Source organism: Salinimicrobium sp. CAU 1759, from assembly GCF_054482715.1.
The window spans coordinates 1,926,300-1,949,265 of record NZ_JBTLRK010000001.1; the positions used below are offsets into that span (position 1 = coordinate 1,926,300).

Annotated in this window: 23 protein-coding genes; 5 read left to right on the forward strand and 18 right to left on the reverse strand. The window is 42.0% G+C overall.

Going from position 1 to position 22,966, the window contains the following annotated elements; genetic code table 11:
• Positions 1 to 4 precede the first annotated feature (4 nt).
• Positions 5 to 961 (forward strand): methylenetetrahydrofolate reductase [NAD(P)H], encoded by a 957-nt coding sequence (gene metF / locus ACXYMT_RS08730; protein ID WP_459058691.1) that lies wholly within the window; start codon positions 5 to 7, stop codon positions 959 to 961.
• Positions 962 to 1,025: 64 nt separating this feature from the next.
• Here metF and xth read toward each other — a convergent pair whose 3' ends face one another.
• From xth to ACXYMT_RS08760, 6 genes are all read right to left on the reverse strand, one after another.
• A complete protein-coding gene (gene xth, locus ACXYMT_RS08735; RefSeq protein ID WP_459058692.1) occupies positions 1,026 to 1,802 on the reverse strand; it encodes an exodeoxyribonuclease III in 777 nt (258 codons plus the stop codon).
• Positions 1,799 to 2,959, reverse strand: a complete 1,161-nt coding sequence (locus ACXYMT_RS08740) for a PQQ-dependent sugar dehydrogenase (protein ID WP_459058693.1) — start codon at positions 2,957 to 2,959, stop codon at positions 1,799 to 1,801. Before ACXYMT_RS08740 ends, xth begins: the two co-directional genes overlap by 4 nt.
• Positions 2,960 to 3,212: 253 nt before the next feature.
• On the reverse strand, positions 3,213 to 4,406 hold the full coding sequence (locus tag ACXYMT_RS08745) for a sensor histidine kinase (RefSeq protein WP_459058694.1): 1,194 nt from the start codon (positions 4,404 to 4,406) through the stop codon (positions 3,213 to 3,215).
• Positions 4,407 to 4,499: 93 nt separating this feature from the next.
• Entirely contained in the window at positions 4,500 to 4,700 is a 201-nt protein-coding gene (gene xseB / locus ACXYMT_RS08750) for an exodeoxyribonuclease VII small subunit (RefSeq protein WP_459058695.1), read from the reverse strand.
• A gap of 4 nt (positions 4,701 to 4,704) precedes the next feature.
• Positions 4,705 to 5,949, reverse strand: a complete 1,245-nt coding sequence (gene xseA, locus ACXYMT_RS08755; protein ID WP_459058696.1) for an exodeoxyribonuclease VII large subunit — start codon at positions 5,947 to 5,949, stop codon at positions 4,705 to 4,707.
• A gap of 109 nt (positions 5,950 to 6,058) precedes the next feature.
• Positions 6,059 to 6,850: a hypothetical protein gene (locus ACXYMT_RS08760; protein ID WP_459058697.1), complete on the reverse strand. Its 792-nt coding sequence runs from the start codon at positions 6,848 to 6,850 to the stop codon at positions 6,059 to 6,061.
• A 350-nt stretch (positions 6,851 to 7,200) separates the two neighbouring features.
• Between ACXYMT_RS08760 and ACXYMT_RS08765 the strand changes: the two genes are divergently transcribed.
• Positions 7,201 to 8,271, forward strand: a complete 1,071-nt coding sequence (locus ACXYMT_RS08765; RefSeq protein WP_459058698.1) for an NADH:flavin oxidoreductase/NADH oxidase — start codon at positions 7,201 to 7,203, stop codon at positions 8,269 to 8,271.
• Between the two features lie 176 nt (positions 8,272 to 8,447).
• On the opposite strand, the gene ACXYMT_RS08770 is transcribed toward ACXYMT_RS08765, so the two are convergent.
• Complete coding sequence (locus ACXYMT_RS08770; RefSeq protein WP_459058699.1) at positions 8,448 to 8,804, reverse strand: phage holin family protein; 357 nt, start codon at positions 8,802 to 8,804, stop codon at positions 8,448 to 8,450.
• A 20-nt stretch (positions 8,805 to 8,824) separates the two neighbouring features.
• A complete protein-coding gene (locus tag ACXYMT_RS08775; RefSeq protein ID WP_459058700.1) occupies positions 8,825 to 9,484 on the reverse strand; it encodes a flavodoxin family protein in 660 nt (219 codons plus the stop codon).
• A 265-nt stretch (positions 9,485 to 9,749) separates the two neighbouring features.
• Between ACXYMT_RS08775 and ku the strand changes: the two genes are divergently transcribed.
• On the forward strand, positions 9,750 to 10,529 hold the full coding sequence (gene ku / locus ACXYMT_RS08780) for a non-homologous end joining protein Ku (protein WP_459058701.1): 780 nt from the start codon (positions 9,750 to 9,752) through the stop codon (positions 10,527 to 10,529).
• A complete protein-coding gene (gene ligD / locus ACXYMT_RS08785) occupies positions 10,530 to 12,953 on the forward strand; it encodes a DNA ligase D (RefSeq protein ID WP_459058702.1) in 2,424 nt (807 codons plus the stop codon).
• Here the strand turns inward: ligD and ACXYMT_RS08790 are convergent.
• Positions 12,950 to 13,996, reverse strand: coding sequence for a helix-turn-helix domain-containing protein (locus ACXYMT_RS08790; protein ID WP_459058703.1), 1,047 nt, complete (start codon positions 13,994 to 13,996; stop codon positions 12,950 to 12,952). The genes ligD and ACXYMT_RS08790 overlap by 4 nt on opposite strands.
• Positions 13,997 to 14,382: 386 nt before the next feature.
• On the opposite strand from ACXYMT_RS08790, the gene ACXYMT_RS08795 reads away from it, so the two are divergent.
• On the forward strand, positions 14,383 to 15,012 hold the full coding sequence (locus ACXYMT_RS08795; RefSeq protein ID WP_459058704.1) for an NAD(P)H-dependent oxidoreductase: 630 nt from the start codon (positions 14,383 to 14,385) through the stop codon (positions 15,010 to 15,012).
• Here the strand turns inward: ACXYMT_RS08795 and ribB are convergent.
• The 9 genes from ribB to ACXYMT_RS08840 form a co-directional block, all read right to left on the reverse strand.
• Positions 15,009 to 16,145 carry a 3,4-dihydroxy-2-butanone-4-phosphate synthase gene (ribB, locus tag ACXYMT_RS08800; protein ID WP_459058705.1) on the reverse strand — a complete coding sequence of 379 codons (1,137 nt, stop codon included), beginning with the start codon at positions 16,143 to 16,145 and terminating at the stop codon, positions 15,009 to 15,011. The genes ACXYMT_RS08795 and ribB overlap by 4 nt on opposite strands.
• A 31-nt stretch (positions 16,146 to 16,176) precedes the next feature.
• Positions 16,177 to 17,628 (reverse strand): LptF/LptG family permease, encoded by a 1,452-nt coding sequence (locus tag ACXYMT_RS08805; protein ID WP_459058706.1) that lies wholly within the window; start codon positions 17,626 to 17,628, stop codon positions 16,177 to 16,179.
• A 3-nt stretch (positions 17,629 to 17,631) separates the two neighbouring features.
• A complete protein-coding gene (locus tag ACXYMT_RS08810) occupies positions 17,632 to 18,276 on the reverse strand; it encodes a LolA family protein (RefSeq protein ID WP_459058707.1) in 645 nt (214 codons plus the stop codon).
• 15 nt (positions 18,277 to 18,291) lie between these two features.
• The gene (locus tag ACXYMT_RS08815) at positions 18,292 to 20,661 is read right to left on the reverse strand and encodes a DNA translocase FtsK (protein ID WP_459058708.1); all 2,370 of its coding nucleotides are present in this window, start codon (positions 20,659 to 20,661) and stop codon (positions 18,292 to 18,294) included.
• 112 nt (positions 20,662 to 20,773) lie between these two features.
• Positions 20,774 to 21,142: a diacylglycerol kinase family protein gene (locus ACXYMT_RS08820; RefSeq protein ID WP_459058709.1), complete on the reverse strand. Its 369-nt coding sequence runs from the start codon at positions 21,140 to 21,142 to the stop codon at positions 20,774 to 20,776.
• Entirely contained in the window at positions 21,142 to 21,642 is a 501-nt protein-coding gene (gene tpx / locus ACXYMT_RS08825) for a thiol peroxidase (protein ID WP_459058710.1), read from the reverse strand. Before tpx ends, ACXYMT_RS08820 begins: the two co-directional genes overlap by 1 nt.
• Positions 21,643 to 21,770: 128 nt before the next feature.
• Positions 21,771 to 22,019: a DUF6952 family protein gene (locus tag ACXYMT_RS08830; RefSeq protein WP_459058711.1), complete on the reverse strand. Its 249-nt coding sequence runs from the start codon at positions 22,017 to 22,019 to the stop codon at positions 21,771 to 21,773.
• On the reverse strand, positions 22,000 to 22,311 hold the full coding sequence (locus ACXYMT_RS08835; protein WP_459058712.1) for a thioredoxin family protein: 312 nt from the start codon (positions 22,309 to 22,311) through the stop codon (positions 22,000 to 22,002). Before ACXYMT_RS08835 ends, ACXYMT_RS08830 begins: the two co-directional genes overlap by 20 nt.
• Before the next feature lie 12 nt (positions 22,312 to 22,323).
• Positions 22,324 to 22,962, reverse strand: coding sequence for a peroxiredoxin (locus tag ACXYMT_RS08840; RefSeq protein WP_324719323.1), 639 nt, complete (start codon positions 22,960 to 22,962; stop codon positions 22,324 to 22,326).
• Positions 22,963 to 22,966: the final 4 nt, after the last annotated feature.

Sequence of the window (22,966 nt, forward strand, 5' to 3'; positions counted from 1 at the left end):
TAAAATGAAAATAACCGAACACCTGGCTAGCTCTAAAGACAAGACGCTTTTCTCATTCGAGATCCTGCCCCCTTTAAAAGGACAAAATATCCAGTCGATCTTTGATGGCATTGATCCCCTTATGGAGTTCAAACCTCCTTTTATTGATGTGACCTACCATAGAGAAGAGTACGTTTATATCGAGCGTGAAAAAGGATTGCTTGAAAAAAGGGTGGTGCGAAAAAGGCCAGGAACGGTAGGTATTTGTGCTGCCATACAAAGTAAGTACAAAGTAGATGCGGTGCCTCACATCCTCTGCGGCGGATTCTCAAAAGAAGATACCGAAAACTTCCTGATAGACCTTGACTTCCTTGGTATAAAAAACGTAATGGCTTTGAGAGGAGATGCTGTAAAAAGCGAGATCTACTTTACCCCCGATCCTCAGGGCCACAATTACGCTAATGAACTTGTGCAGCAAATATCGAAAATGAACTGCGGAAAATTTTTGGATGAAGCTCTTGAAAACGGGCATAATACCGACTTCTGTATTGGCGTGGCAGGATATCCCGAAAAACATATGGAAGCCCCGAGTCTTCAAAAGGATATTCAGCGGTTAAGGGCAAAGATAGAGGCAGGAGCAGAATATGTGGTAACCCAGATGTTTTTTGATAATCAGAAGTTTTTTGAGTTTGAAAAGGAGTGCAGGAAAAATGGGATCACTGTACCAATTATTCCGGGTTTAAAGCCTATTGCCACCAAGAAACAGCTTACAATGATTCCGCATCGCTTTCATGTAGACCTGCCACACGATCTTACTCATGAAGTGGAAAAGTGCAGGAACAATGAGGAGGTTCACCAGGTAGGGATCGAATGGTGTGTGGAACAAAGCAAAGAACTGGTAGCTGCGGGCATTCCCGTTCTACATTATTACTCCATGGGAAAGAGCGCCAACATCAAAGCGATAGCTTCCCGCGTGTTCTAACCAAAATGGGCATCAAAAATGTCATTTTTGAACCTGAGTCTAAACCATTATTAGCTGCCGGAACTCACTCTTCAATTTCCACCCAAACTGGAGCGTGATCGCTGGTCTTCTCCCAACCCCTCACATGTTTATCTACTCCGGCATCCTTGAGCTTGTCCTTTAGGTGACGACTTAACAGGAAATGATCTATTCGCAAACCTGCATTCCTCCCATAGGCATTCCGGAAGTAATCCCAGAAGGTGTAGATGGTCTCTTCAGGATACAATTTGCGAATTGCATCTGTCCATCCCTGGGCGACAAGATCGTGAAATGCTTTTCGAACCTCAGGTCTAAAAAGGGCATCGTCAACCCACCTTTCCGGTTTATAGACGTCCTTTTCTGTAGGAATTACATTATAATCTCCGGTGAGAACTACTGGTTCATCCTTTTTAATTAATTCGGCTGCACGTTTGGTAAGGCGATCAAACCAGCGCATTTTATATTCCAGTTTAGGTCCCGGTGCGGGATTGCCATTAGGCAGGTAAAGGCAACCAATAGTAATATCATTGACCACAGCTTCCAGGTAACGACTCTGTTCATCTTCGGGATCACCAGCAAGACCGCGGCCGTTTTCCTTTATATCCAGATCGTTTTTGGCAAGAATGGCAACTCCATTCCACCTTTTCTGGCCATGCCAAAGAGCGGTATAGCCGGCTTGCTCAATTTCATTCTTCGGAATTTTCTCATCTGGAGCCTTCAATTCCTGAAGACAAACAACATCTGGTCCCGATTCCTTCAGCCATTGAAGTAATACCGACAATCTCGCATTGATTCCATTTACATTATAAGTGGCTATCTTCATTTCAATGGCTTAAGCTGAAGGATCTTTCCATTGTCTTCATCTGTAAGCACCCATATGGTTCCATCAGGTCCCTGTTCTACGTCTCTAACCCTTACAGACAACGGAATCCTTTCCACCTCACGGGCCTGTTCCCCGTCCACATTTACCCTAACTATTCCGGTGGATGTAAGTCCGCCTATCATCATGCTGTTCTTCCATTCCGGGAATACATTGCCATCGTAAAAGATCATTCCTGAAGGAGAAATTGTTGGTGTCCAATGAATAACTGCATCGGCAAATTTGGGATGTGTTGTAGGGTCTGGGATCTCACTACCATCATAGTTATCTCCCCAGCTTACCACAGGCCAGCCATAATTTTTTCCGGCAGATGCTATTTGTAATTCATCTCCACCCATTGGTCCCATTTCAGCGACCCAAAGGTCACCAGTTTCAGGATGTAATGCTGCGCTTTCGATATTCCTGTGTCCGTAAGACCAGATTTCAGCCAAAGCATTTTCAGCATCAAAAGAAGGATTTTCTTCAGAAGCTGTACCGTCTTCGTTGAGTCGCACAACAGTACCTAAATGACTGGAAAGATCCTGGGCAGGTTCAAACTTAAATCTTTCGGCAAGGGTGAGAAAAATATCATTTTCAGGAGTAAAGATGATACGGCCTCCAAAATGATTTGGACCTTCCACCTTTGGCTCCATACGAAAAATAGTCTCAAATCCATGCAGGGAATTCCCTTCGAGTTTTCCCCTTCCCAAGGCAGTCGTGGCAGTTCCATTAGGACCGGGTTCAGCAAAGGAGAGGTAAACCAGTTTGTTTTGATCGAAATTTGGGTGTAGCACCACATCAAGCATACCACCCTGTCCCTGTGCCAAAACTTCGGGTGTGCCAGAAAGTGGTGCAGAAAGGTTGTTGTTCTTGTCCAGGATCCTTAGTGTCCCCGCCCTTTCCGTCACCAGCAATCTGCCATCTGGTAGAAATGCCATTCCCCAGGGATGATCGAGCCCTTCTTTTATTACATCGATTTTGATGGCACCTGCATCAGTCTTTACGGTAGGCTTCTGGGCCATTGCGGTGAGACTGAAGAGTAGCATTATTAGCAGTGCTATTATTGATTGTTGTAGTGGTAATTCAATGGCAATTACCCTGGTTGAAGATTTCCTTTTCATAGCTTTTTGTTTAGGTATTTACCTAATATAAAAAGACTTAAGGCTGCTTACAAGTTGCTTAATAAAGACTTAACAGAGGTTGTTCAAACTTTTAGAATTGTTTGAAAAGAAAGGGACCTGTACCAGTATTTATGAAGATATATTTTTGTAGATCGCGAGCTGGATCAGGAGAGAAAATATCCTGAGATCAATGAAAGATGATCCCTTATAACTGTGAAAAATATAAGGCTTCAAAAATGAGCTTTTTGAGCACTTATGATCTCTCTTTTAAAGGCATCCTTAAAGTGAAACTGGTGTCCTCAGCTGTCGAGGTTACCAGCAGCTTTCCTTTATGCGCTTTTGCAATTTCAGCCGCAATAAAAAGTCCGAGTCCCAGGCCTTTCTTGCTCACCTCGTTTTTATCCCTGTAAAAAGGCTGAAAAAGATGATCGATGGCTTCCTCCGGGATCTTTTCTCCTTTATTGGTCACTGTGAGCTCGAAGTGATCATCTGTCGTATGAGCAAAAACTTTTAGTGGTGCATCTCTGTCTCCATGCTGATCTGCATTGCTCAGTAAATTGGCTAATAGCTGGCCAATGCGGTTCTTGTCACAATAAACGTCAGATTTCAGGTCGATCTTAAGATCTATCTTCCTTTCCGGCGAGCTAATATTAATTTCTTTAATGACCTGTTCAAGGATATTTACAAGAGAACCATTGTTTGAAGCCTGATCCAGCACAATTCCTTCGCCCATTTTTCCTTTTGCAAAATCGAGAATGTTCTCAATAAGATTCTGCATCCTGAAAGAAGTGGATTTGATCATTGCCGCATGCTTCAGCGTAATTTCTTCCTTAGACATCTTAAGTAGAATGTCTGAACTCATTCTCATGGTTGCAATGGGGTTCTTGAGATCATGCCCTAAAATGGCAATAAATTGATCTCTTAAATCGGCCATTTCCCGCTCTTCTTTTAAAGTCTTTGAGGTAGCTTCCATTTTTTCCACCGTTTCGAGATGGAAGGAAATAAGATCTGTAAAGAGCTTGAACATGTCTTTAACCTCGGTAGTATCTATATTGGCCGGGACAGAGTCCAGGGCACAAAGGGTTCCAAAGAATTCCCCGTTCTTTTTGTAAATGGGAACAGAAATGTAACTTTCGATGCCAAATAGTGGGGGAATATGATGGTCGCTATAAGTTGTATCTGTGTGAACATTATTAAAGATCACCGGCTTTCCGGTCTTATGGACCTGGTCGCAAAAGGTATCCTTGATATCCAGCTCATCTCCCGCCTTAAGCCCAAGAGGTATATTGTCTAAAGTAGCACATGCCAGCCATCGCTCATCGGTTACCCTTGCAATAGCAGCAAATCTTAATTTTGTAGTACGACAAATGACCTCCAGTAATTGGGGAACTATGGATATTTGATTTATGGCGGTTAAATCGCCAGATAAATCCTTCTTGGTATTCACTTCGATAAATGCAGAAATTAATTGTTCACGGTTATTGGCAAAGTACGAATTAATTTCAGTTCCTAACGCGGCTTTTTTCTTACAGTACCGTTTTTATTCTGTTTCCAGTGTTTTAAGAGTCTCCAGGACGTTTTGTTCTGTCTTGTAGAGTTTTTCCCTGCAAATTTTAAGTAAGGCAGAAGCTCTTTTTACTCTGGCGTCAAGCTCATCAATACTAATTTCGGCACTTTCAAGGTCTGTGACAATTTGCTGTAATTCATCAAATGCTTCGGTATAGGTAATTTTCGTTCCCATTACATTAGGTTGTTTTTTTAATTTCTGCTGAAGCTTTACCAAAGTAAAACTCATTTTCTATAAGGTCTCCGGGCTTTAGTAGACCTGCGTCTGTAACAATCCTGCCATCTTTCCTGGTAATGCTGAAGCCTCTCTTTAGGATGTTCTTTGGAGAAAGCAGCTCAACTGAAGTTGCAATATTCTTTAGTTCCGAATTTTCTTCTTTTAAAATACCCTTTGCTCGCGAATGGATCACCTGCCTGCAGGAGGTTAATTTATTCTTTTCGCGGTCCAGGATCCTGGTGGTATAGAAGCCGAAGGACCTTGATACCTTTTCCAATCGGGTCTCCTGCCTTTCAAAAAGAAGATTTGTGCCTGTCACTAATTTCTGCAGATTTTCCCTGAGCGGTTGAGAGAAATTGTGAAATTCCTGGAGCAGGAATTCCGCTATTTTGGTAGGAGTAATGAAATTCCTGAAGCTCACCAGTTCGCTAACGGTCTCGTTAGTGGAATGGCCAATTCCGGTAAGGACCGGCAAAGGGAATTGCGCAATTGCTTTGGCAAGATCATAGTTGTCATAGCAGCTAAGCCCAATTTCGCCACCCCCACCACGAATGATCGCAACAGCATCAAAGAGCTTCTTGTGCCGTTCAATCCTTTTTAGTTGGGCCGTAATAGTTGTAACTGCCCGTTCTCCCTGAAGAATGGCAGGAAAAAGTTTACAGTAGAATTGATAACCCCAGGGATTATTTTCAACAACATTTATAAAATCCTGGTATCCTTTACTGCTATTCACAGAAATTACAGCAATGGTTTTGGGCAGGCGAGGAAGAAGTTGTTGCTTATTGGCTTCAAAAATGCCTTCTGAAACAAGTTTTTTTATGGCTTCGGCTCTTTGCTTGGCCAGTTCTCCAAGAGTGTATTCGGGGTCTATATCCAGTATGTTCAGAGCCAGGCCGTAGACCGAATGATAAGTCACTGTTGCCTGCACCACTACCGTCATATCATCCCGGAGATCCTCATTTAGTACCTGTCGGAATTTTTCATTGATAAGATCAAAGTTCGATTTCCAGATGTTTCCACGGAGTTCGGCTACGATCTTTCCATTTTTTTTTTCTACAAGGTCGGGATAGCAGTGGCCGGTGTGAGGATAGTGATTCAGCTTTACAATTTCAGCTTTTACCCATACCACTTTACTGCAGTGCCGGTTGATCACATTTTCAATAGCTTCAGTAAGCTTGGACAGCGGAAATACTTGTTTGGCGGGCATAGCGAGATCTTCCTCGCTAAGATATTGGAAAAAGTCTCACCGAAAAATAAATGCTCTGAAAAATGAAGATCAGAGCATCTATTTTAGAAAATTATAATTAATGTTTTTTTCAATCTTTTTGGATAGGTTGAGCTGCCGCTGCAGTGGGAATATAAGCAAGATCGGGTCTCATTCGCCCCTGTGTATTTCGATATTCGGTCACAAGGTCCATGATCTCCTGAAATTTTTGCTTTCCCTCTTCTCCGAGGATCTGATTATTTTCAGCAGAAAGGCGTGCGTAATCCTGTGCGTCTTTTGCCGAAAGAACAGCCACATAATTGTTGCCCATTTGACCAAATCCAGATCGATAGACCCGGTAATGCATTTTGGAGTTCTTTTTGCCATAAAGATCTTTTAGTTCCTTGAGTTTTTCTCTCATCTTGGAATCATTTTCGGCAGTGACTTTCATAAAATGCCATTTTCTGAAGTCTTTCCCATCTTGTACTATTCCTTCACCGGAAGGCATATACGAGAGATCATTATCCAGAATTGTGATGTAATCTCCATGATAATCATAGTATTTATTAAAGCCGCTCATCAACTGGCTGAAATTTTCCTGCCCTACCTTTTCCTGCAGACTTGCAAAAGACAGACTTTGCAGGTGCTCAAAATCCTCTATGGGAGTGATAGATAAAAAGGTGCCGTCATCCATTTGAGCAACATTCCAACCCATTCCTTCGAAATTGTTCTCCTTTGCCATTGCCACAAGCTTTTTGGAGTGATCTGCATATTCCTCCACAAGCCCGGGCTTTACCTGGTCTTCATGTATCCAGAAGGCCTGATTTTGATTCTCCTGGGAATTAACACTGCTAAAAATCAGGAAACATAAGCCCCAGATCATCATAAACTGCATTCTTTTCATAGTATAAAGATTTAATTAATATTAAATGCAAAGGGGGGATTTTCCTTCCATATGGAAGCTGTCCTAAAAATGGGGAGAGTTCTTAAACTTCTCTAAATATACGTAATTTATTGATAGTCTGTATTTTAATTTCTTTGAGAATTACGTGATCCCGTTCCTTCAGCCAAAAAACAGAGGGAAATCCTCCCGGAGTAATCTTACTACAACTCTTTAAGTTTTTAGAAAAATCTGTTTTTGGGATCACCTGCAGAATATTATTTAAATCGATCTTCAAATGATTTTTGCCTATAGCTGTGGGAAAAATAGCCGTTGCATTTTCCTTAGTTTTGAAGAAACGAAACAAGTCCTTTATGAGCAGCAAACTGTTTTCCCCTTTACAAATACGATCAGTTCAATTCAAGAACCGTATTGGTGTCTCGCCTATGTGTATGTACAGCAGCAAAGATGGCTTTGCGAACAATTGGCACCTGGTTCATCTTGGAACGAGGGCAACTGGAGGTGCCGGGCTTGTAATTTCTGAAGCTGCGGCAGTTTCTCCCGAAGCTCGCATTACTCCCGATGATCTTGGGATCTGGAAAGATGAGCATGTGGAAAAACTGAAGGAAATCACCTTATTTTTGGAAGCCCAGGGAAGTGTGCCGGGAATACAATTGGCACATGCCGGGAGAAAAGCTTCTACTACCAGACCATGGAAAGGTGGAAACTTTATTTCTGAAGAAGACGGAGGTTGGAAACCGGTAGCACCTTCGGCTATTCCATTCTATGAGGAGAATCCTGCGCCGGTAGCACTTGATTCAGCAGGAATAGAGAAGGTGATATCCGATTTTAAAGAAGCTTCAAAAAGAGCATTTTTGGCAGGCTTTAAAGTACTGGAGATACACGCAGCTCATGGTTATTTGCTTCACGAGTTCCTTTCACCGCTTAGCAATCACAGAAAAGATGAATATGGGGGCTCATTCGAAAATCGCAGCAGGCTCATGCTTGAAGTGACCCGGGCAGTGAGAGAGAGCTGGCCGGAGGAGCTGCCTTTATTCGTTAGGATCTCGGCCACCGATTGGGCTGAGGGAGGATGGAACCAGGAGGAATCGGTTCAACTGTCAAAGCTATTAAAAGAGGAGGGGGTAGATCTTATCGACTGCTCTTCCGGCGGACTAGTTCCCAAGGTAACCATTCCGGTTGCGAAGAAGTATCAGGTGCCATTTTCAGAAAAGATAAAGAAGGAAGCCGGGATTATGTCGGCCGCTGTAGGTATGATCACCACTCCGCAGGAGGCGGAAGAGGTGCTTGAAAAAGAACAGGCCGATCTTGTGTTGTTGGGTAGAGAAATGTTGAGGAATCCATACTTTCCATTAGAGGCCGCCGCTGCGTTGGACGCCGAAGTCGAATGGCCTAACCAATATTTGCGGGCAAAACCGATGTAGAATTTGGTTCAAGCCAATCAGTCTTTTTGGAGTTTCAAAAAGGACATTTTTAGAAGAAATTTTTCAGTCTGAAGGGCTGGGATATAAGAGCCCAGGGCATCGCCCCGGGATTTAGGGTAGACCTCGTTTTTACAGCCTGTAATGCTGGGACAATTGTCTCAACAAATTTTCGGGATTTACAAAATGATCCAATCTACTATTGAACTCACAATGGCAATAATGATCGCAAGCCAAAGTGAAGGCATAAATCCATGGGTCTTAAACCCCGTACTTAGTTTATCTGCCAGTTCAATGATGATCGCATAGGCGATGATCCTCGTGATGAACCCGAGGCCCAGGAAATAAAAGATTCCAAGGGTGGCAACATTTAGGATTACGGTAAGGATCCAGCTCAAAAAGAAGCTTAGTACCCCAATAAGAAGAGCCACAACGAGGGCGGTCTTCCAGCCCTTCAATTCTACCTTCGGGAGCATTTTTGCCGCAATGAGAAGAACTATGGCATCAATAATTACGTGTACTAACCAGGTTAACATAAATAGTTTAAATTTAGTTTCTATTTTTCGGTATCGCTGATCTTCTCAGCCTTTTTCTTCAGCTCCTTTACGTTTGTTGGGTAAGGATTTTCCTTTAGGACCTTGGCCACATGAGTGAGATTGTGAACCATCATGTAAAGAGTGCGATTGGTGAAGAAGTGCCGGTCTCCCTTAGCTTCAATATACGCCGGACCCGGCCCTGCCTTACCTACATAATAACTAAAAGCATTTATGGGAACAGTGAAACCATGCTCTGAAAGATCAAAACAAATGCTGGAAATCGCTTTTTTGGCACCATCTTCATTCCCATCTACCATTACTCCGCCTACTTTATTAAAAGTTGGATATTGTCCTGTTTCTTCATCGGCTTCTTCCCAGATGCCGTCAAACCTTTCGGCCACTAACTTAGCTATTGAGCTGCGGTCACCTCTCCAAACAGGAGTGGCAATGATCATGATATCGCTGTTTTTAACTTTCTGAAGAATTTTGGGCCAGCCATCTCCTTCCCCCTCATCTGAAGTGTTACCAAATTTCACATTGTGGTCTACAACCCGGATTTCTTCGGTATCAACATCGAGTTCAGCAAACATTTTTTGGGCTTGCTTAATAAAGGCAGAAGTATTAGAGGTTTCGGGTGATTTTTTTAGAGTACAGTTTAGAAAAAGTGCTTTTAATTCCATTGTTTCTTCTTTTTTCACATCGTTGCTTTGATGCTTTAGGTTTGCTCTTCCTGCCGGGAAGAACAGTTATACATTCAGTTCATTCTAAGTTATATTCTTTTTTGTGCCGCAACAAAATGATTAAGAAAGCTTTAGCGACTTTTTCCTAAAACCTTAACGAGAACTGGTGCAAGTGGCGGCTACCACCGTTAAGACAATGCTAATCCTTCGGGAGTGATTGAAAAATCGGGTATCTTGTAGAGAATCAACTTTAAATCTTCAGATTATGAGGTCTATCTGGAACGGGTCCATTAGTTTCGGACTGGTCACAATTCCCATCAAAATGTATTCGGGTAGCGAGGAGCGAAAGCTCGATCTAGACATGCTCGACAAGAATGACCATGCAAGAATTAGGTACAAACGGGTCAATGAAGTGACCGGCGAGGAAGTGGAATGGAAAGATATCGTGAAGGGCTATAAACAGGATGATTCGTATATCGTGTTGGAAAAGGAAGATTTTGACAAGGCGAACATGAAGAAATCCCGTACTATAGACATCGAAGAATTCATTGAAGAAAAAGATGTGGCCGATGTACTTTTTAAAAAGCCCTATTTTCTCGAGCCTCAAAAAGACGGAGAGAAATCCTATAATCTGCTTAAGAATGCCTTAAAAGATACAGGAAAGCTCGGAGTGGCAACTTTCGTAATGCGGGCAAAGGAAAATCTTAGCCTGGTCGGGGTTTACAAAGATGCTCTGGTACTTCACGTAATTCGGTTTGCCGATGAGATACGGGATCCTTCAGAATTGAAACTTCCCGATGTCAAGGTCTCCAAAAAGGAGGTGGACATGGCGAAATCTCTAATTGAGCAGTATACCGAAGAATTCGATTTTGAGAAGTACAAGGATATTTATAATGATCAACTTATGGAGATCATCAAAGCGAAGACTTCCGGCAAGAAAACAAAAGTTGAGAAGTTTGAGACTAAAGCTACTCCTGCGACAGATCTTATGGCGCAGCTTAAAGCAAGTCTCGATAAAAAGAAGAAGAAAAGCAAAGCTTCCTAAATGCCACTGGACGAGTACATCAAAAAAAGGAATTTTTCAAATACGCCCGAACCCGATGCTGCTTATGAAAAGAATAAGGGCCGGCTGCGGTTCGTAATACAACGCCACCGTGCTACACGGCTTCACTATGATCTTCGCCTGGAAATGGAGGGAGTTTTGAAGAGCTGGGCGGTTCCCAAAGGTCCATCTATGAATCCGGCAGACAAGCGACTTGCTTTGATGACCGAAGATCATCCTATCAAATATCTCAGTTTTCATGGTACTATTCCCAAAGGTAATTATGGAGCAGGGGAGATGAGCATCTGGGATGAAGGCACCTATGAAGCGGCAGGAGGAGGTGATGAAAAGGACCTCTTAAAAATGCTGAAAAAAGGTGACCTTAAATTGTCATTTTTCGGTACTAAGGTAAAAGGAACTTTTGCCCTGGTGCATACCCGCCGGGGAGGAGATAAGGACAATCAATGGCTGCTGATCAAAAAGAAGGATGAATTCTCAACCGATCTTTCATACGACGCCGAGAACCTGAGCGAACACGCTGAACATGAAAAGGTAAAGAAACTTGAGGTCACTGAACTAATCAAGCCTATGCTTGCAACAAAGGCACCGGAGATCTTCAACAAAGCAAACTGGATCTATGAATTGAAGTGGGATGGGTATCGCGCTCTTGCAAACATTCAGAAAGGGAAAGTCGATTTCTATTCCCGGAACGGTATCTCATTCAAGGCAAAATTCAAAGAAATTTATGAGCATCTAAAGGTCATCCCACATGATGTGATCCTCGATGGAGAGGTGGTGGCACTGGATGAGTCCGGGAAGCCTGTCTTCCAAAAACTTCAGAATTATCAAAAAGAACCTTCCGGAGAACTACGCTACTACGTGTTCGACATTCTTTACCTGAATGGTCATAACATCATGCACCTGCCTCTTACTGAAAGAAAAAGTCTTATTCCAAAGGTGATAGAGGATATTCCGCAGGTGTATTACTGCGATCATGTGGAGAGTATGGGAAAGGCCTTTTTTGAGCAGGCGGTAGAAATGGGAATGGAAGGTGTGATCGCCAAGAAAGCCGATTCTCAATATATTCCCGGCTCGAGAAGTGACAAGTGGTTAAAGATAAAAGCATTTGAAAGTCAGGAAGCTTTGATCTGTGGCTATACAGACTCGGATAAGGGAGGTCCTTTCGGATCCCTGATCCTGGGGATGCACAGGGAGGAGGAGCTGGTGTACATAGGCAACTGCGGAACAGGATTTAGCGAGCAGGATAAAAAAGATCTTTACGAAAAATTTCAGCCTCTTGTAACCGATGCAAAACCCTTTAAAAAGAAACCTTCATTAAAAGGACGCACCCCTACCTGGTTAATACCCGAACTTATTTGTGAAGTGAACTTTTCGGAATGGACCCGCTCAGGAAATATGCGGCATCCTTCTTTTAAAGGTTTACGATTGGATAAGCTCCCACAGGAGGTGACCAAAGAGAAAACGGCAAAAATTCCGAAGAAGAAGCCTGCATCAAAAAAGGAAGGAGATTCGCTGGAAATAGGAGGGATTTCTGTTCCTATAAGTAATTTGGACAAGATCTATTGGCCGGAGTCGGGGTTGAGGAAGTATGACCTCATAGAATATTATCTGCAGATCTCCGATGCAATTTTGCCATTTTTGAAGGACAGGCCGCAGAATCTTCACCGGCATCCAAACGGTATTTTGGAGGAGGGATTCTATCAAAAAGATACGGCAGGTATTTTTCCTCACTGGCTGGAATCTGCCAAAATATTTTCAAAGCACAACAACCGGGAGATAGAATACATCATGTGCCAGAACGAAGCCAGTTTGATCTACATGGCAAACCTGGGTTGTATAGAGATCAATCCGTGGAACTCCAGGGTTCAAAATCTTCTTCATCCCGACTTTACGGTAATTGATATAGACCCTTCAGAAAAAACCACTTTTGAACAGGTAATTGAGGTGGCACAAGCTGCAAAAGAAGTGCTCGATAAAGCAAAAATAACAGGATATCCAAAGACTTCAGGTTCTAGTGGTATTCATATATATATCCCCCTTGGTGCAAAATACACCTATGACGAAGCGAGGGATTTTACTAAGATCCTCTGTTATTTTATTCAGGAAAAATTACCTGATATCACTTCTATGGAACGAAATGTAAAAAAGAGGAAGGGGAAGATCTATCTTGACTTTTTACAGAATCGCAAAGGGCAGACTTTGGCAGCCCCTTATTGTGCAAGGCCTAAACCCGGTGCGACAGTGTCGGCTCCTTTGGAATGGAAGGAGGTAAAGCAGGGTTTGGATATGAGGGATTTTACAATTAAAACAATGCCTGCACGAATTGAGAAGAAACCCAATCTTTTTAAACCGGTATTAGGCAAAGGCATAGATATTGAAAAGGCTCTGGAAGCACTATCGGGCTAACCTTTTTCATTCTCTACACTTTCCTCACTTTCAGAATATTTCTGATTTAGAAAATATTTAGGACTAACTCCATATTTTTCTTTGAAGATCTTGGAAAAGTAGCTGCGGTTGTTGAGTCCTATCTGGCCAACGATCTGAGAGATATTATTCTCGCCATCGGTTAACATGCTCTTGGCAGCTTCAAGTTTTACCTGTTGCACATATTTATTCACGGTAAGATCAAACATATACTTAAAGCCTTCCTGTAGTTTATTCACGTTCGTACCAACTTCTTTGGCGAGCTCCTCAACTGAATAATTTTGGTTAAGATCCTGATTGATCACCTCTACAGCTCTTTTCACCTTTTCTACATCACTTCTACGTAACAGGGCCGATTTATTTCCATTGTCCTGGTCATCACAGTATTGACTGATCTGCTTTGCCAGCATTTCATAGGCCTTGCCTTCAAGGTAGATGGAACGTAGAAAACCTGTGTGTTCTTTATTGGCCATAGCTTCTACTATGTCGGCGGCCTGGATGCTGTAATTTCCCTGGTAAAAGAAGAGCTCTCGTGAGACTTCATCTTTAAATAATTTCTCCAATCGGGGATCAAGATCCTTATACCCGAAATTTTTTCTTTTGTTGAATTCAGATCTAATGATCTCTAGACTAAAGACATGGGAGGTTTCATTCGCTTTAAAATAAAGGATATGACCATTGTGGCCACTGCTGGAGACGATAACATTCTGGTAAGTGTCTATGCTGTGGATATCCATATTCTCTTCAAAAGCATGATTTACTCTACCTTCTGAGCAAAAAATGAATTTGAGTGGATGTGTCTTATTGATCACAAAATGGATTTCCAGATCCCTATAAAACGTGACATTATACTCTATAACGCCTACGCCAGATGTAAAACTGGTTCCTCTTATAAAGCCTTGTCCCAGTTTATCGGTGAGTTCTATAGTTAATTCCCCGCCATCTCTTTTGATAGGGGTTTTAAACTGTTTTGATAAGCTTTCTATTATTTCTTCTACAGGTAGAGCCTTTACAGAAATTTTCATTTCTCTCTTTTTAGGAGGTTTTGATTTTTTTAGTTCTTTCTACAACTTAAACTATTTAAAGATGTTTCCTAGCTAAAATTGTGTTATAAGTTGTATGACTTGTTGGAATAACGTCAATTTTTAACATGGAGTTAGATTACATTTGATTTTTGGGGTGGTAAGCCTTCTAATGTTCCATATATGACTCTATATTATTTTTTGTTAGGATTTGAAGCCCTGGTGGTGCTGTTAGTGAGCGCATATCTTTTTCGAAAGATCTTTCAGTTTTATCGCAACAGGCGGGAACGTAAACAAGGTAATTATTGATCTTTAACTTTTATTTTTGCTGTAGTTAAGGGATTTGCAGCCTCTATTTGCGTGGCGTATCTTTGCAAAAAATACCATTCATGAAAAGTGTCCATGCCCTTAAGTGGAGATATGCAGCAAAGAAGTTTGATCCCGAGAAGTTACTTCCCTCTAAAAAATTAGAGGTTTTAAAGAGGGCTTTTAACCTTACCGCTACCTCTTACGGCCTGCAGCCCCTCAAGCTTATTGTGGTTCAAAATAAGGAAGTACAGCATTCCCTGATGAAAGCTTCCTATGACCAAAAACAGATTGGTACTGCTTCCCACCTGTTGGTGATTTGTATTGAAACTGCGATCGATAAGGAATTCATCAAAAAATATTTCAGGAACGTACAGGAAGTGAGAAATACTCCCGATGAAATCTTGCACCCATTCCGGGATTCTTTAATAGGAGATTTTGAACAAAAGCCAGTAGATGAAATAAAAGTATGGGCCACCCACCAGGCATACCTTGTACTGGGAACCTTGCTTACAGTTTGTGCCGTTGAAGAGATAGACTCCTGCCCAATGGAAGGTTTTGAACCTCAGAAATATAATGAGATCCTTGATCTTCAAAAATACGGGTTAGAGGCAGTTTTGGCATTACCGGTGGGCTATAGGGCAGAAGATGACTTTTTCGCCTCTTTAAAGAAGGTGAGAAGGCCGGTTGAAGAAACAGTGATCGAACTTTAGTAGTTCACGTACTCAATTATTTCCAATCCATATCCTATCATTCCAACTCTCTTCGTCTGTTTGCTGTTAGAAAGGAGGCGAAGTTTGTGGATCTCGAGATCGTGAAGGATCTGGGCTCCAATCCCAAAGTCCTTGGAATCCATAACTAATGGAGGGGCCTTAATTTCTCCTTTCTTCTGAAGGTCTTTCAATTCTCCCAGCCTTTTAAGCAGGTTAAGCGACTGGCTTTCCTGATTAATAAAAACAATAGCTCCTTTTCCTTCATCATTTATGGCTTTGAACATATAGTCCAGCTTCTTGTCGGCATCATTGGTAAGGGTCCCTAAAATGTCATTATTGACGAGGGTCGAATTTACCCGTACAAGTACCGGGTCCGAAGATTTCCATGCCCCTTTGGTAAGGGCGATATGTACCTGCTTGTTAGTGGTTTGTTGATAAGCCCTTAGCCTGAAAGTTCCAAAGCGGGTGTTTATATCAAAATCTTCCTTTTTAACGATAAGAGAATCATGTTGCATTCTGTAGGCAACCAGGTCCTCAATAGAAACAATCTTCAGGTCAAATTTTTCGGCTACTTTGATGAGTTGTGGTAGCCTTGCCATAGAACCATCTTCGTTCATGATCTCAACAATAACTCCCGCGGGAGGAAAACCGGCGAGCCTGGCAAAATCTATGGCAGCTTCGGTATGGCCTGTACGTCGAAGAACTCCACCTTCTTTTGCTTTAAGCGGAAAGATGTGGCCCGGGCGACTAAGATCATTTGGCCTGGTGTCAGGATCGATCAGGGAGCGAATGGTCTCTGCTCTGTCTGAAGCTGATATTCCGGTAGTAACGCCGTTGCCTTTAAGATCTACAGAGATCGTGAAGGCGGTCTCCATAGGATCGGTATTATTACCCACCATCATTTCGAGTTGCAGTTCCTTACAGCGTTTTTCGGTTATAGGAGCACAAATGAGTCCGCGGCCATGGGTGGCCATGAAATTGATCATTTGAGGTGTTACCTTTGAAGCAGCAGCTAAAAAGTCACCTTCGTTCTCTCTGTCCTCATCATCAACAACAATGATCACCTTTCCGGCTCTTATGTCGTCAATGGCTTCTTTTATAGTATGTAATTTAAAGGCAGTTTCCTTGCTCATTTTCTAGCTGTACTTATTCGCCGCAAAGATATTAATCCTTTTCGGAACGTCCCATAATATGGGCTCTTTTCAGAAGTCTTTTCACAGGTTCGAAAAGAATACTAAAGCTGAACAAACCTTGATCTGTCGTTGCCCTGTAGGTAAGGAAAATACCAAGTGGCAACATGATAAGGGTGGAGAGCCAGGTGCCTAGGAAAGGACTTATTTGTCCTTCTTCGGCACTGTTCTTCGCGAAGATCCCTATAAAGTGATAGGTGAGGAAGAGGAGGATAGCGATTACCATAGGTAAACCCATTCCTCCTTTACGTATAATAGCTCCTAATGGTGCACCTACAAAGAACAGAACTATACAGGCAAAGGCTAAAACGTATTTTTCATGTAAAGCGATCTCGAATTTGTTTAGGCGCTTTGTGGCCTGTATGAGCTCTGCCTGCTTATTTGTAACTGTTGCTACTGCTCCATTTACATTCCCCAGGGCAAGATTAATGATCTGGGAGGCCTGGTATGGATCATAAAGGGGTAAAATTCCTTCTTCAGGATTCAAAACCGTATCCTTTACCGGCTGGACATCTTCTTTTAAGTTCTCAAATCCTGTGCGGTTGTACATATTTCTGGAGAAGGTTTCCAGCTCCTTGTTGTAGGAGGTAGAAAAAGAATCTATAGTGCGATTGAGCTCCGAGATCTTGAGCATGTTATGGGAGTTGCTGTACCTTTCCTCATCAAGGTCCACATCATTAAAGCCAGAGAGGTCCATGTTGATCGTATACTCCTCAAAATAGCTTTTGGCAAAGGGTTTTTTCATCCTGTCACGGGGGGAAGTCGACATGATCTCATCATAGTAGTTCCCATCCTTAAGAATAAGGCTTAGAATATTCGAGCCTGTGCTACCCACAAGTTCTCCCTCTGTAGCTTTAATAACTGTATAATTTCCCGGACGACGTTCGTTCTTCTTGTGAATGATCACATCGTGAAGATACTGACCTCTTTCCCCTGATTTTTCATCAACTTTAATATTGATCTGCCCCAGGTCATTAAAGACTCCTTCCGAAATCACCATCGCCGGCTTGAGCTGGGCAATGTTCTTTCTAAGATTTATTGACTTGTACTCAGCCGCCGGGATCACGTTATTCGAGAAGAGGAAAGCTGTGACACTAACCAGCAAAATAAATACAGTTAGCGACCGCATGGCCCGCTGCAATGAAATTCCTGCCGACTTCATGGCTGCAAACTCATAGTTCTCAGCAAAATTTCCAAAGGTCATTATGGAAGTTAGTAGGATTGTGAGCGGCAGTACCAATGGCACAAGCTTGGGACTGAAATACAGCAGGAATTTAAAGATGATCTCTGTATCCAGGTCCTTACCTGCCAACTCACCTATGTACAGCCAAATGGTTTGCAATACAAATATGAACATGAGTATTACAAAAACCGAAAAAAATGTTTTAAGGTAGCTGGTAAGTATGTACCTGTCGAGAATCTTCAATTTCTAATCTAACCGGTTAATGTAGTAATCCTTATACCTGCTTTCCTTAAATTGAAACAGGGATTGGGGGAGGGGCTGGTTTGTTTTAAAGCTATTTACCGTTATGGTTATCTTGGTACCGTTGTCCTGTGTTTGAATAAGATTGTAGATATGCTTGGTTTGCTTGTCTATTCCAAGATGAATTTCCTTGATTTCTGCTTTTGAATCAATTGGAGTGAGCTTCACGTATTGAATTTTTCTACCTTTTAGATCCTGTACCGGTCCCAGTTGAGATTTGTACCCGTCATTGTAGAAAGTCAGCATTTTGGAAGGGGTAATTTCCTGGTCATCTTCAGGATTGTAAGTGGAAATATTTATTTCCTCATCTTCAGGAATGATCGTGTAAAGTTTCTTTCCATCAAAAAGTCGGGTAGTACCCATGATATTCAGCAGGTATTTTTCCCTTTCAAGGCTAACGTCTCCACGGGTTTCGTGCTTCACATTTTCTGCTGTGTTCTCCAATGCGTATTTAAATTCAATTATAATGTTGTCATAAGATTCCACTTTTGAAGAAACCTCCTCCAACAACTGCTTAGCCTCTTTTGAAGACTGGGCATAAGAACCTGTAAAGGTCAAAAAAGCTACTACTAATAAAATTATTCTTTTCATTATTTTTTATTTTCTCTATTCTTCATTCAACAGTTGGTTAAGACCTTCAATATCCTGGACCAGTACCTGTCGTGCTTTGCTGCCTTCAAAAGGTCCCACAACACCGGCTGCTTCAAGTTGATCTATGATCCTGCCTGCGCGGTTATAACCTAATTTCAGTTTTCTTTGAAGTAATGAGGCCGATCCTTGTTGTGCAATTACAATAACTTCGGCGGCTTCCCGAAAGAGGTTATCCCTGTCGCCAACATCAATATCAAGAGATGTGCCACTTTCTTCTCCACTATATTCCGGAAGGTGATAAGCATCGGGATAAGCTTTTTGTGAGCCAATGAATTCGGTAATTTTATCGACTTCGGGAGTATCTACAAACGCGCATTGCAACCTAAGGAGAGTGTTACCCTGTGTAAAAAGCATATCCCCCTTTCCTATAAGTTGATCGGCGCCCTGGCTATCCAGGATGGTTCGGGAGTCAATCTTGGAGGTAACTCTAAAGGCGATCCTTGCAGGGAAGTTTGCCTTAATAATCCCTGTAATTACGTTTACAGAAGGTCTTTGCGTGGCGATAATTAGGTGAATTCCAATGGCCCTGGCCAGCTGTGCCAGTCTTGCGATGGGAGCTTCTACTTCCTTCCCGGCTGTCATGATCAGGTCGGCGAACTCATCTACCACAAGCACTATATACGGCAAAAATTTATGACCGTTCTCCGGATTAAGTTTTCTTGCCTTGAACTTGGCGTTATACTCTTTGATATTCCTCACCATTGCATCCTTGAGCAGCTCATAACGGTTGTCCATCTCTATACAAAGCGAGTTTAGGGTATTGATCACTTTTGTATTATCGGTAATAATGGCTTCTTCGGTATCGGGCAGCTTTGCGAGATAATGTCTTTCGATCTTGTTAAAGAGGGTTAATTCTACCTTTTTTGGATCTACCAGAATGAATTTCACTTCTGCCGGGTGCTTGCTGTAAAGCAACGAAGTAAGAATGGCGTTTAGTCCAACAGATTTACCTTGTCCCGTAGCCCCTGCCATAAGCAGGTGAGGCATTTTAGCAAGGTCAACAACAAAGGTTTCATTTGAAATGGTCTTACCAAGTGCCATAGGTAATTCCATTTCGGCGTTCTGGAAGCGGGGAGAGGCAATAACGCTTCTCATCGAGACCATTGTCGAATTTTTGTTTGGAACTTCAATACCTATAGTCCCTTTTCCAGGAATAGGTGCAATGATCCTTATTCCCAGTGCCGATAGGGATAGTGCGATATCATCTTCCAGGCTCTTGATCTTGGAGATCCTGATCCCGGCTTCCGGAATGATCTCGTAAAGAGTAACTGTTGGTCCCACGGTCGCCTTGATCTGGGCGATGTCAATTTTATAATTCTTGAGCGTATCTACAATTTTGTTCTTGTTCTCTTCAAGTTCCTCCTGGTTAATGGTAATACCACCGCCATTAGCATTATAATCCTTTAGCAATTCAATGGTGGGGAACTGGTAATTCTTTAGCTCCAAAGTGGGATCAAATTCGCCATAGTCCTCTACCAGTTTACGGCTAAGGCTGTCATCTACTTCCTCCTCTTGCGCAGTTTCCACCTCCATTTCAACATCATCGGGGTTTTCCTGGGAACGGATCACCACCTTCTCAGGAGTTGGCGTGGGTGCAGGAACTTTGGGTTTTTCAGGTTCGGGAGTAGCGGTCTTCGCCTGTACTTCAGGTTCGTTCTTTATTTCTTCTGAAGGTCTTTTAACCTTGATATCTTCGGAAACTGAAGCAGAACGAAGGTCCTCAGAAATGTCATTTTTGGTCCTCTTAAATGCGGAAAGGATCTTTTCCGGAGTAAGTTTTAGTCTTACCACAAGGTAAGTGATGAGTAAAAAAGCCAGAAGCAGAATAGTTCCGGTAAAGCCGAGATAATCCTGAAGATAATCATTCATTTCATAGCCAACCGTTCCTCCTAAAAGTGCGTTAGTATCTGCAAAAAATCCGAAGAAGACAGATAACCAGATCATCACCAGAATTCCCCAGAACCAAAATTTGAAAAGCGGAGTTTTGTTAAGACTAAAGAAATAGTAGATCCCGGTTGTGACCGTAAGTAAAGCGATAGCGAAAGCAGCTACTCCAAACCCGTCATAGATAAAGAAGTTACTAATAGTTGCTCCAAATTTACTTAGAAGGTTCTGAGTTTCTACCTCGCGATTCCCAAGTTGATCTAAAGTACTTTGATCTGCCTGCCAGTTAAAGAGGAAGGAAGTGAAAGCGATCAAAAGGGCCAGACCGAAAAAGATCAAAAAACTCCCCAGTATGACTTTCCCTTTGGGAGAAAGCTTAATAGAAGGCTTTGAAAAAGAGGGTTTTGAAGGGGATTTTTTGACAGCTTTTCTTTTAGCCATAATAAGACTCAGGGTTTGGGGGCAAAAATACAAATTAGCATCAGCTAATATAAAGAAAAGCAAAAATCTATTTGAAAGAAGTTGCCGGCAGGTTTTTTTGCCTGACTTCTGCCTACAGCGTGTAGAAAATATAGGGAAGGTAGATGATCAATCCTACAGCCACTGCCGCTATAGCTGCGAAAAAAACAGCTCCTGCTGCCACGTCCTTTATACGACCAATCTTTACGTGGTAATCTGCGTGCACGAAATCGGCAATATTCTCAATTGCTGTGTTCACACCTTCTGTGGCCATGACCAGCCCGATGGATAAAATCTGGAACATCCATTCTGTAGCAGTGATATCAAAATAAAAGCCGGCAATGGTGACAAAGATGGAAATAACAAATTGTACCTGAATGCTGGGTTCGTGTCTCAACAGCAGCCAGGCACCTTTGATCGCATAACCACCACCTTTAATACGGCCGGTGATAAAATTATACATTATAACAGGGGTTTTAGTGCCTCCAGGTAATCAGGTTCCTTGTCAATATCTTTTACCTGTTCGGTGTGAAGGATCTTTCCATTTTCATCGAGCACAATGACTACTCTGGATAACAAACCTTCCCATGAACCATCTATCATTTCCAAACCATAATCTTTTCCAAAATTACGTTCCCGGAAATCTGAAAGATTTTCACAATTGGCAATTTCATTTGCTTTTTTAAATCTTTCCTGTGCAAAAGGCAAATCCCTTGATATGTTTAGTACGACAACATTATCTAATTCGCCGGCTCTCTCACTAAAGTTCTTAACCGAGGTAGCACAAATAAAGGTGTCTATACTGGGAAAAATGTTCATAATGACTCTTTTGCCCTTAAAATCCTGAAGTGTTGCTATACTGAGATCAGATCTCAAAAGTTCAAAATGTGGAGCCCTTTCGCCCTTTTCGGGAAGGTGCCCATAGGTAGTAATAGACTTTCCCTTATGTGTGATTTGTGACATATCCTGTTTCCTTGGTGGTTCAATTACTAAATTTAAAATTTTAGGGTTTCTTATTTACTAAAATTGTCATAAAACAAAAAGGCTGCCTAAAAAACCTTAGGCAGCCTAAATATAAAGATTGGTAAGAGTTACTTATCAATAGAACTCAGCACCTTTTTCATGAAGTTATTTGCCGCGTCTCTTTCGGGCACTCCTTCATCTATCATTTTTTGAACCTCCAGGGCTCCGCAAATGTTACTGATCAACTCTCCAACAACATCCATTTCTTCATTACTTACAGACCTGTGGTCGCAAAATGATTCTAAAACTTCAAGAGTGTGTTCAAGTTTTTGCTGATCGTTATTCTTTTGCAGATGTCTAATTACTGGTAACTTCATTAACTAAGTCTTTTAAAAGTTCAAATTTGTTGGTCTGTACCTGGTTTACCAATTCCCCATTCTTAAAAGTAGCAAAGGTTGGTAAATTATCTACTTTGGCCAGCTTTCTGGATTCAGGAAATTTTTCGGCATCTACCAGGAGAAAAGTCGCATTCTGGTTTTCAGCAGCAAGCTTCTTGAACTTGGGCTTCATCACCCTGCAGTTTCCACACCACCCGGCCATATATTGCACAACCACAGTGTCATTTTCAGAAACTACTTCTGCTAAATTATCATTTGTCAATTCTCTCATGTCTCGGTCTTTTTAGTTTGCGCTCAGGTAAGAAGCTACTCCCTGGCGGTTGGCATTCATTGCCTCTTTACCTTCCTCCCAGTTTGCAGGACATACTTCACCTTTTTCCTGTACGTGAGTATAAGCATCGACTAAACGAATGAATTCTTTCACGTTTCTTCCAAGTGGCATATGATTAACGCTTTCGTGGAAAATAGTTCCTTCTTCGTCAATAAGGTAAGTAGCACGGTAAGTTACGTTGTCACCTTCAACAGTATAAGTTCCGGTTTCTTCGTTATAGTTCTCATTGGTAATATCAAGGATCCCAAGCTGGTTAGCAAGGTTTCTGTTAGAGTCTGCAAGGATTGGATAGGTTACACCTTCGATCCCTCCATTGTCTTTTGGAGTGTTTAACCATGCAAAGTGAACTTCAGGAGTATCACAAGATGCTCCGATCACCATTACGTTTCTTTTTTCAAATTCGGCCATAGCCTCCTGGAACGCGTGTAATTCTGTAGGGCAAACAAATGTGAAATCTTTTGGGTACCAAAAAAGAAGAACTTTTTTAGCGTTGTTTTTTGCTTCTTCAAAAACATTGATCTTAAAAGTATCGCCCATTTCGTTCATAGCGTTTACTTCTAAGTTTGGAAATTTTCTTCCTACTAATGCCATAGTA

Coding starts and splice junctions, on each gene's coding strand:
- ACXYMT_RS08765 (WP_459058698.1), top strand. CDS start 7,201: ATGAGCAGCAAACTGTTTTCCCCTTTACAAATACGATCAGTTCAATTC.
- ACXYMT_RS08820 (WP_459058709.1), bottom strand. CDS start 21,142: ATGTATAATTTTATCACCGGCCGTATTAAAGGTGGTGGTTATGCGATC.
- ACXYMT_RS08770 (WP_459058699.1), bottom strand. CDS start 8,804: ATGTTAACCTGGTTAGTACACGTAATTATTGATGCCATAGTTCTTCTC.
- ACXYMT_RS08830 (WP_459058711.1), bottom strand. CDS start 22,019: ATGAAGTTACCAGTAATTAGACATCTGCAAAAGAATAACGATCAGCAA.
- tpx (WP_459058710.1), bottom strand. CDS start 21,642: ATGTCACAAATCACACATAAGGGAAAGTCTATTACTACCTATGGGCAC.
- ACXYMT_RS08835 (WP_459058712.1), bottom strand. CDS start 22,311: ATGAGAGAATTGACAAATGATAATTTAGCAGAAGTAGTTTCTGAAAAT.
- ACXYMT_RS08740 (WP_459058693.1), bottom strand. CDS start 2,959: ATGAAAAGGAAATCTTCAACCAGGGTAATTGCCATTGAATTACCACTA.
- ACXYMT_RS08775 (WP_459058700.1), bottom strand. CDS start 9,484: ATGGAATTAAAAGCACTTTTTCTAAACTGTACTCTAAAAAAATCACCC.
- ACXYMT_RS08810 (WP_459058707.1), bottom strand. CDS start 18,276: ATGAAAAGAATAATTTTATTAGTAGTAGCTTTTTTGACCTTTACAGGT.
- ribB (WP_459058705.1), bottom strand. CDS start 16,145: ATGAGCAAGGAAACTGCCTTTAAATTACATACTATAAAAGAAGCCATT.
- xth (WP_459058692.1), bottom strand. CDS start 1,802: ATGAAGATAGCCACTTATAATGTAAATGGAATCAATGCGAGATTGTCG.
- ACXYMT_RS08790 (WP_459058703.1), bottom strand. CDS start 13,996: ATGAAAATTTCTGTAAAGGCTCTACCTGTAGAAGAAATAATAGAAAGC.
- xseA (WP_459058696.1), bottom strand. CDS start 5,949: ATGCCCGCCAAACAAGTATTTCCGCTGTCCAAGCTTACTGAAGCTATT.
- ligD (WP_459058702.1), top strand. CDS start 10,530: ATGCCACTGGACGAGTACATCAAAAAAAGGAATTTTTCAAATACGCCC.
- ACXYMT_RS08840 (WP_324719323.1), bottom strand. CDS start 22,962: ATGGCATTAGTAGGAAGAAAATTTCCAAACTTAGAAGTAAACGCTATG.
- xseB (WP_459058695.1), bottom strand. CDS start 4,700: ATGGGAACGAAAATTACCTATACCGAAGCATTTGATGAATTACAGCAA.
- ku (WP_459058701.1), top strand. CDS start 9,750: ATGAGGTCTATCTGGAACGGGTCCATTAGTTTCGGACTGGTCACAATT.
- ACXYMT_RS08795 (WP_459058704.1), top strand. CDS start 14,383: ATGAAAAGTGTCCATGCCCTTAAGTGGAGATATGCAGCAAAGAAGTTT.
- metF (WP_459058691.1), top strand. CDS start 5: ATGAAAATAACCGAACACCTGGCTAGCTCTAAAGACAAGACGCTTTTC.
- ACXYMT_RS08815 (WP_459058708.1), bottom strand. CDS start 20,661: ATGGCTAAAAGAAAAGCTGTCAAAAAATCCCCTTCAAAACCCTCTTTT.
- ACXYMT_RS08760 (WP_459058697.1), bottom strand. CDS start 6,850: ATGAAAAGAATGCAGTTTATGATGATCTGGGGCTTATGTTTCCTGATT.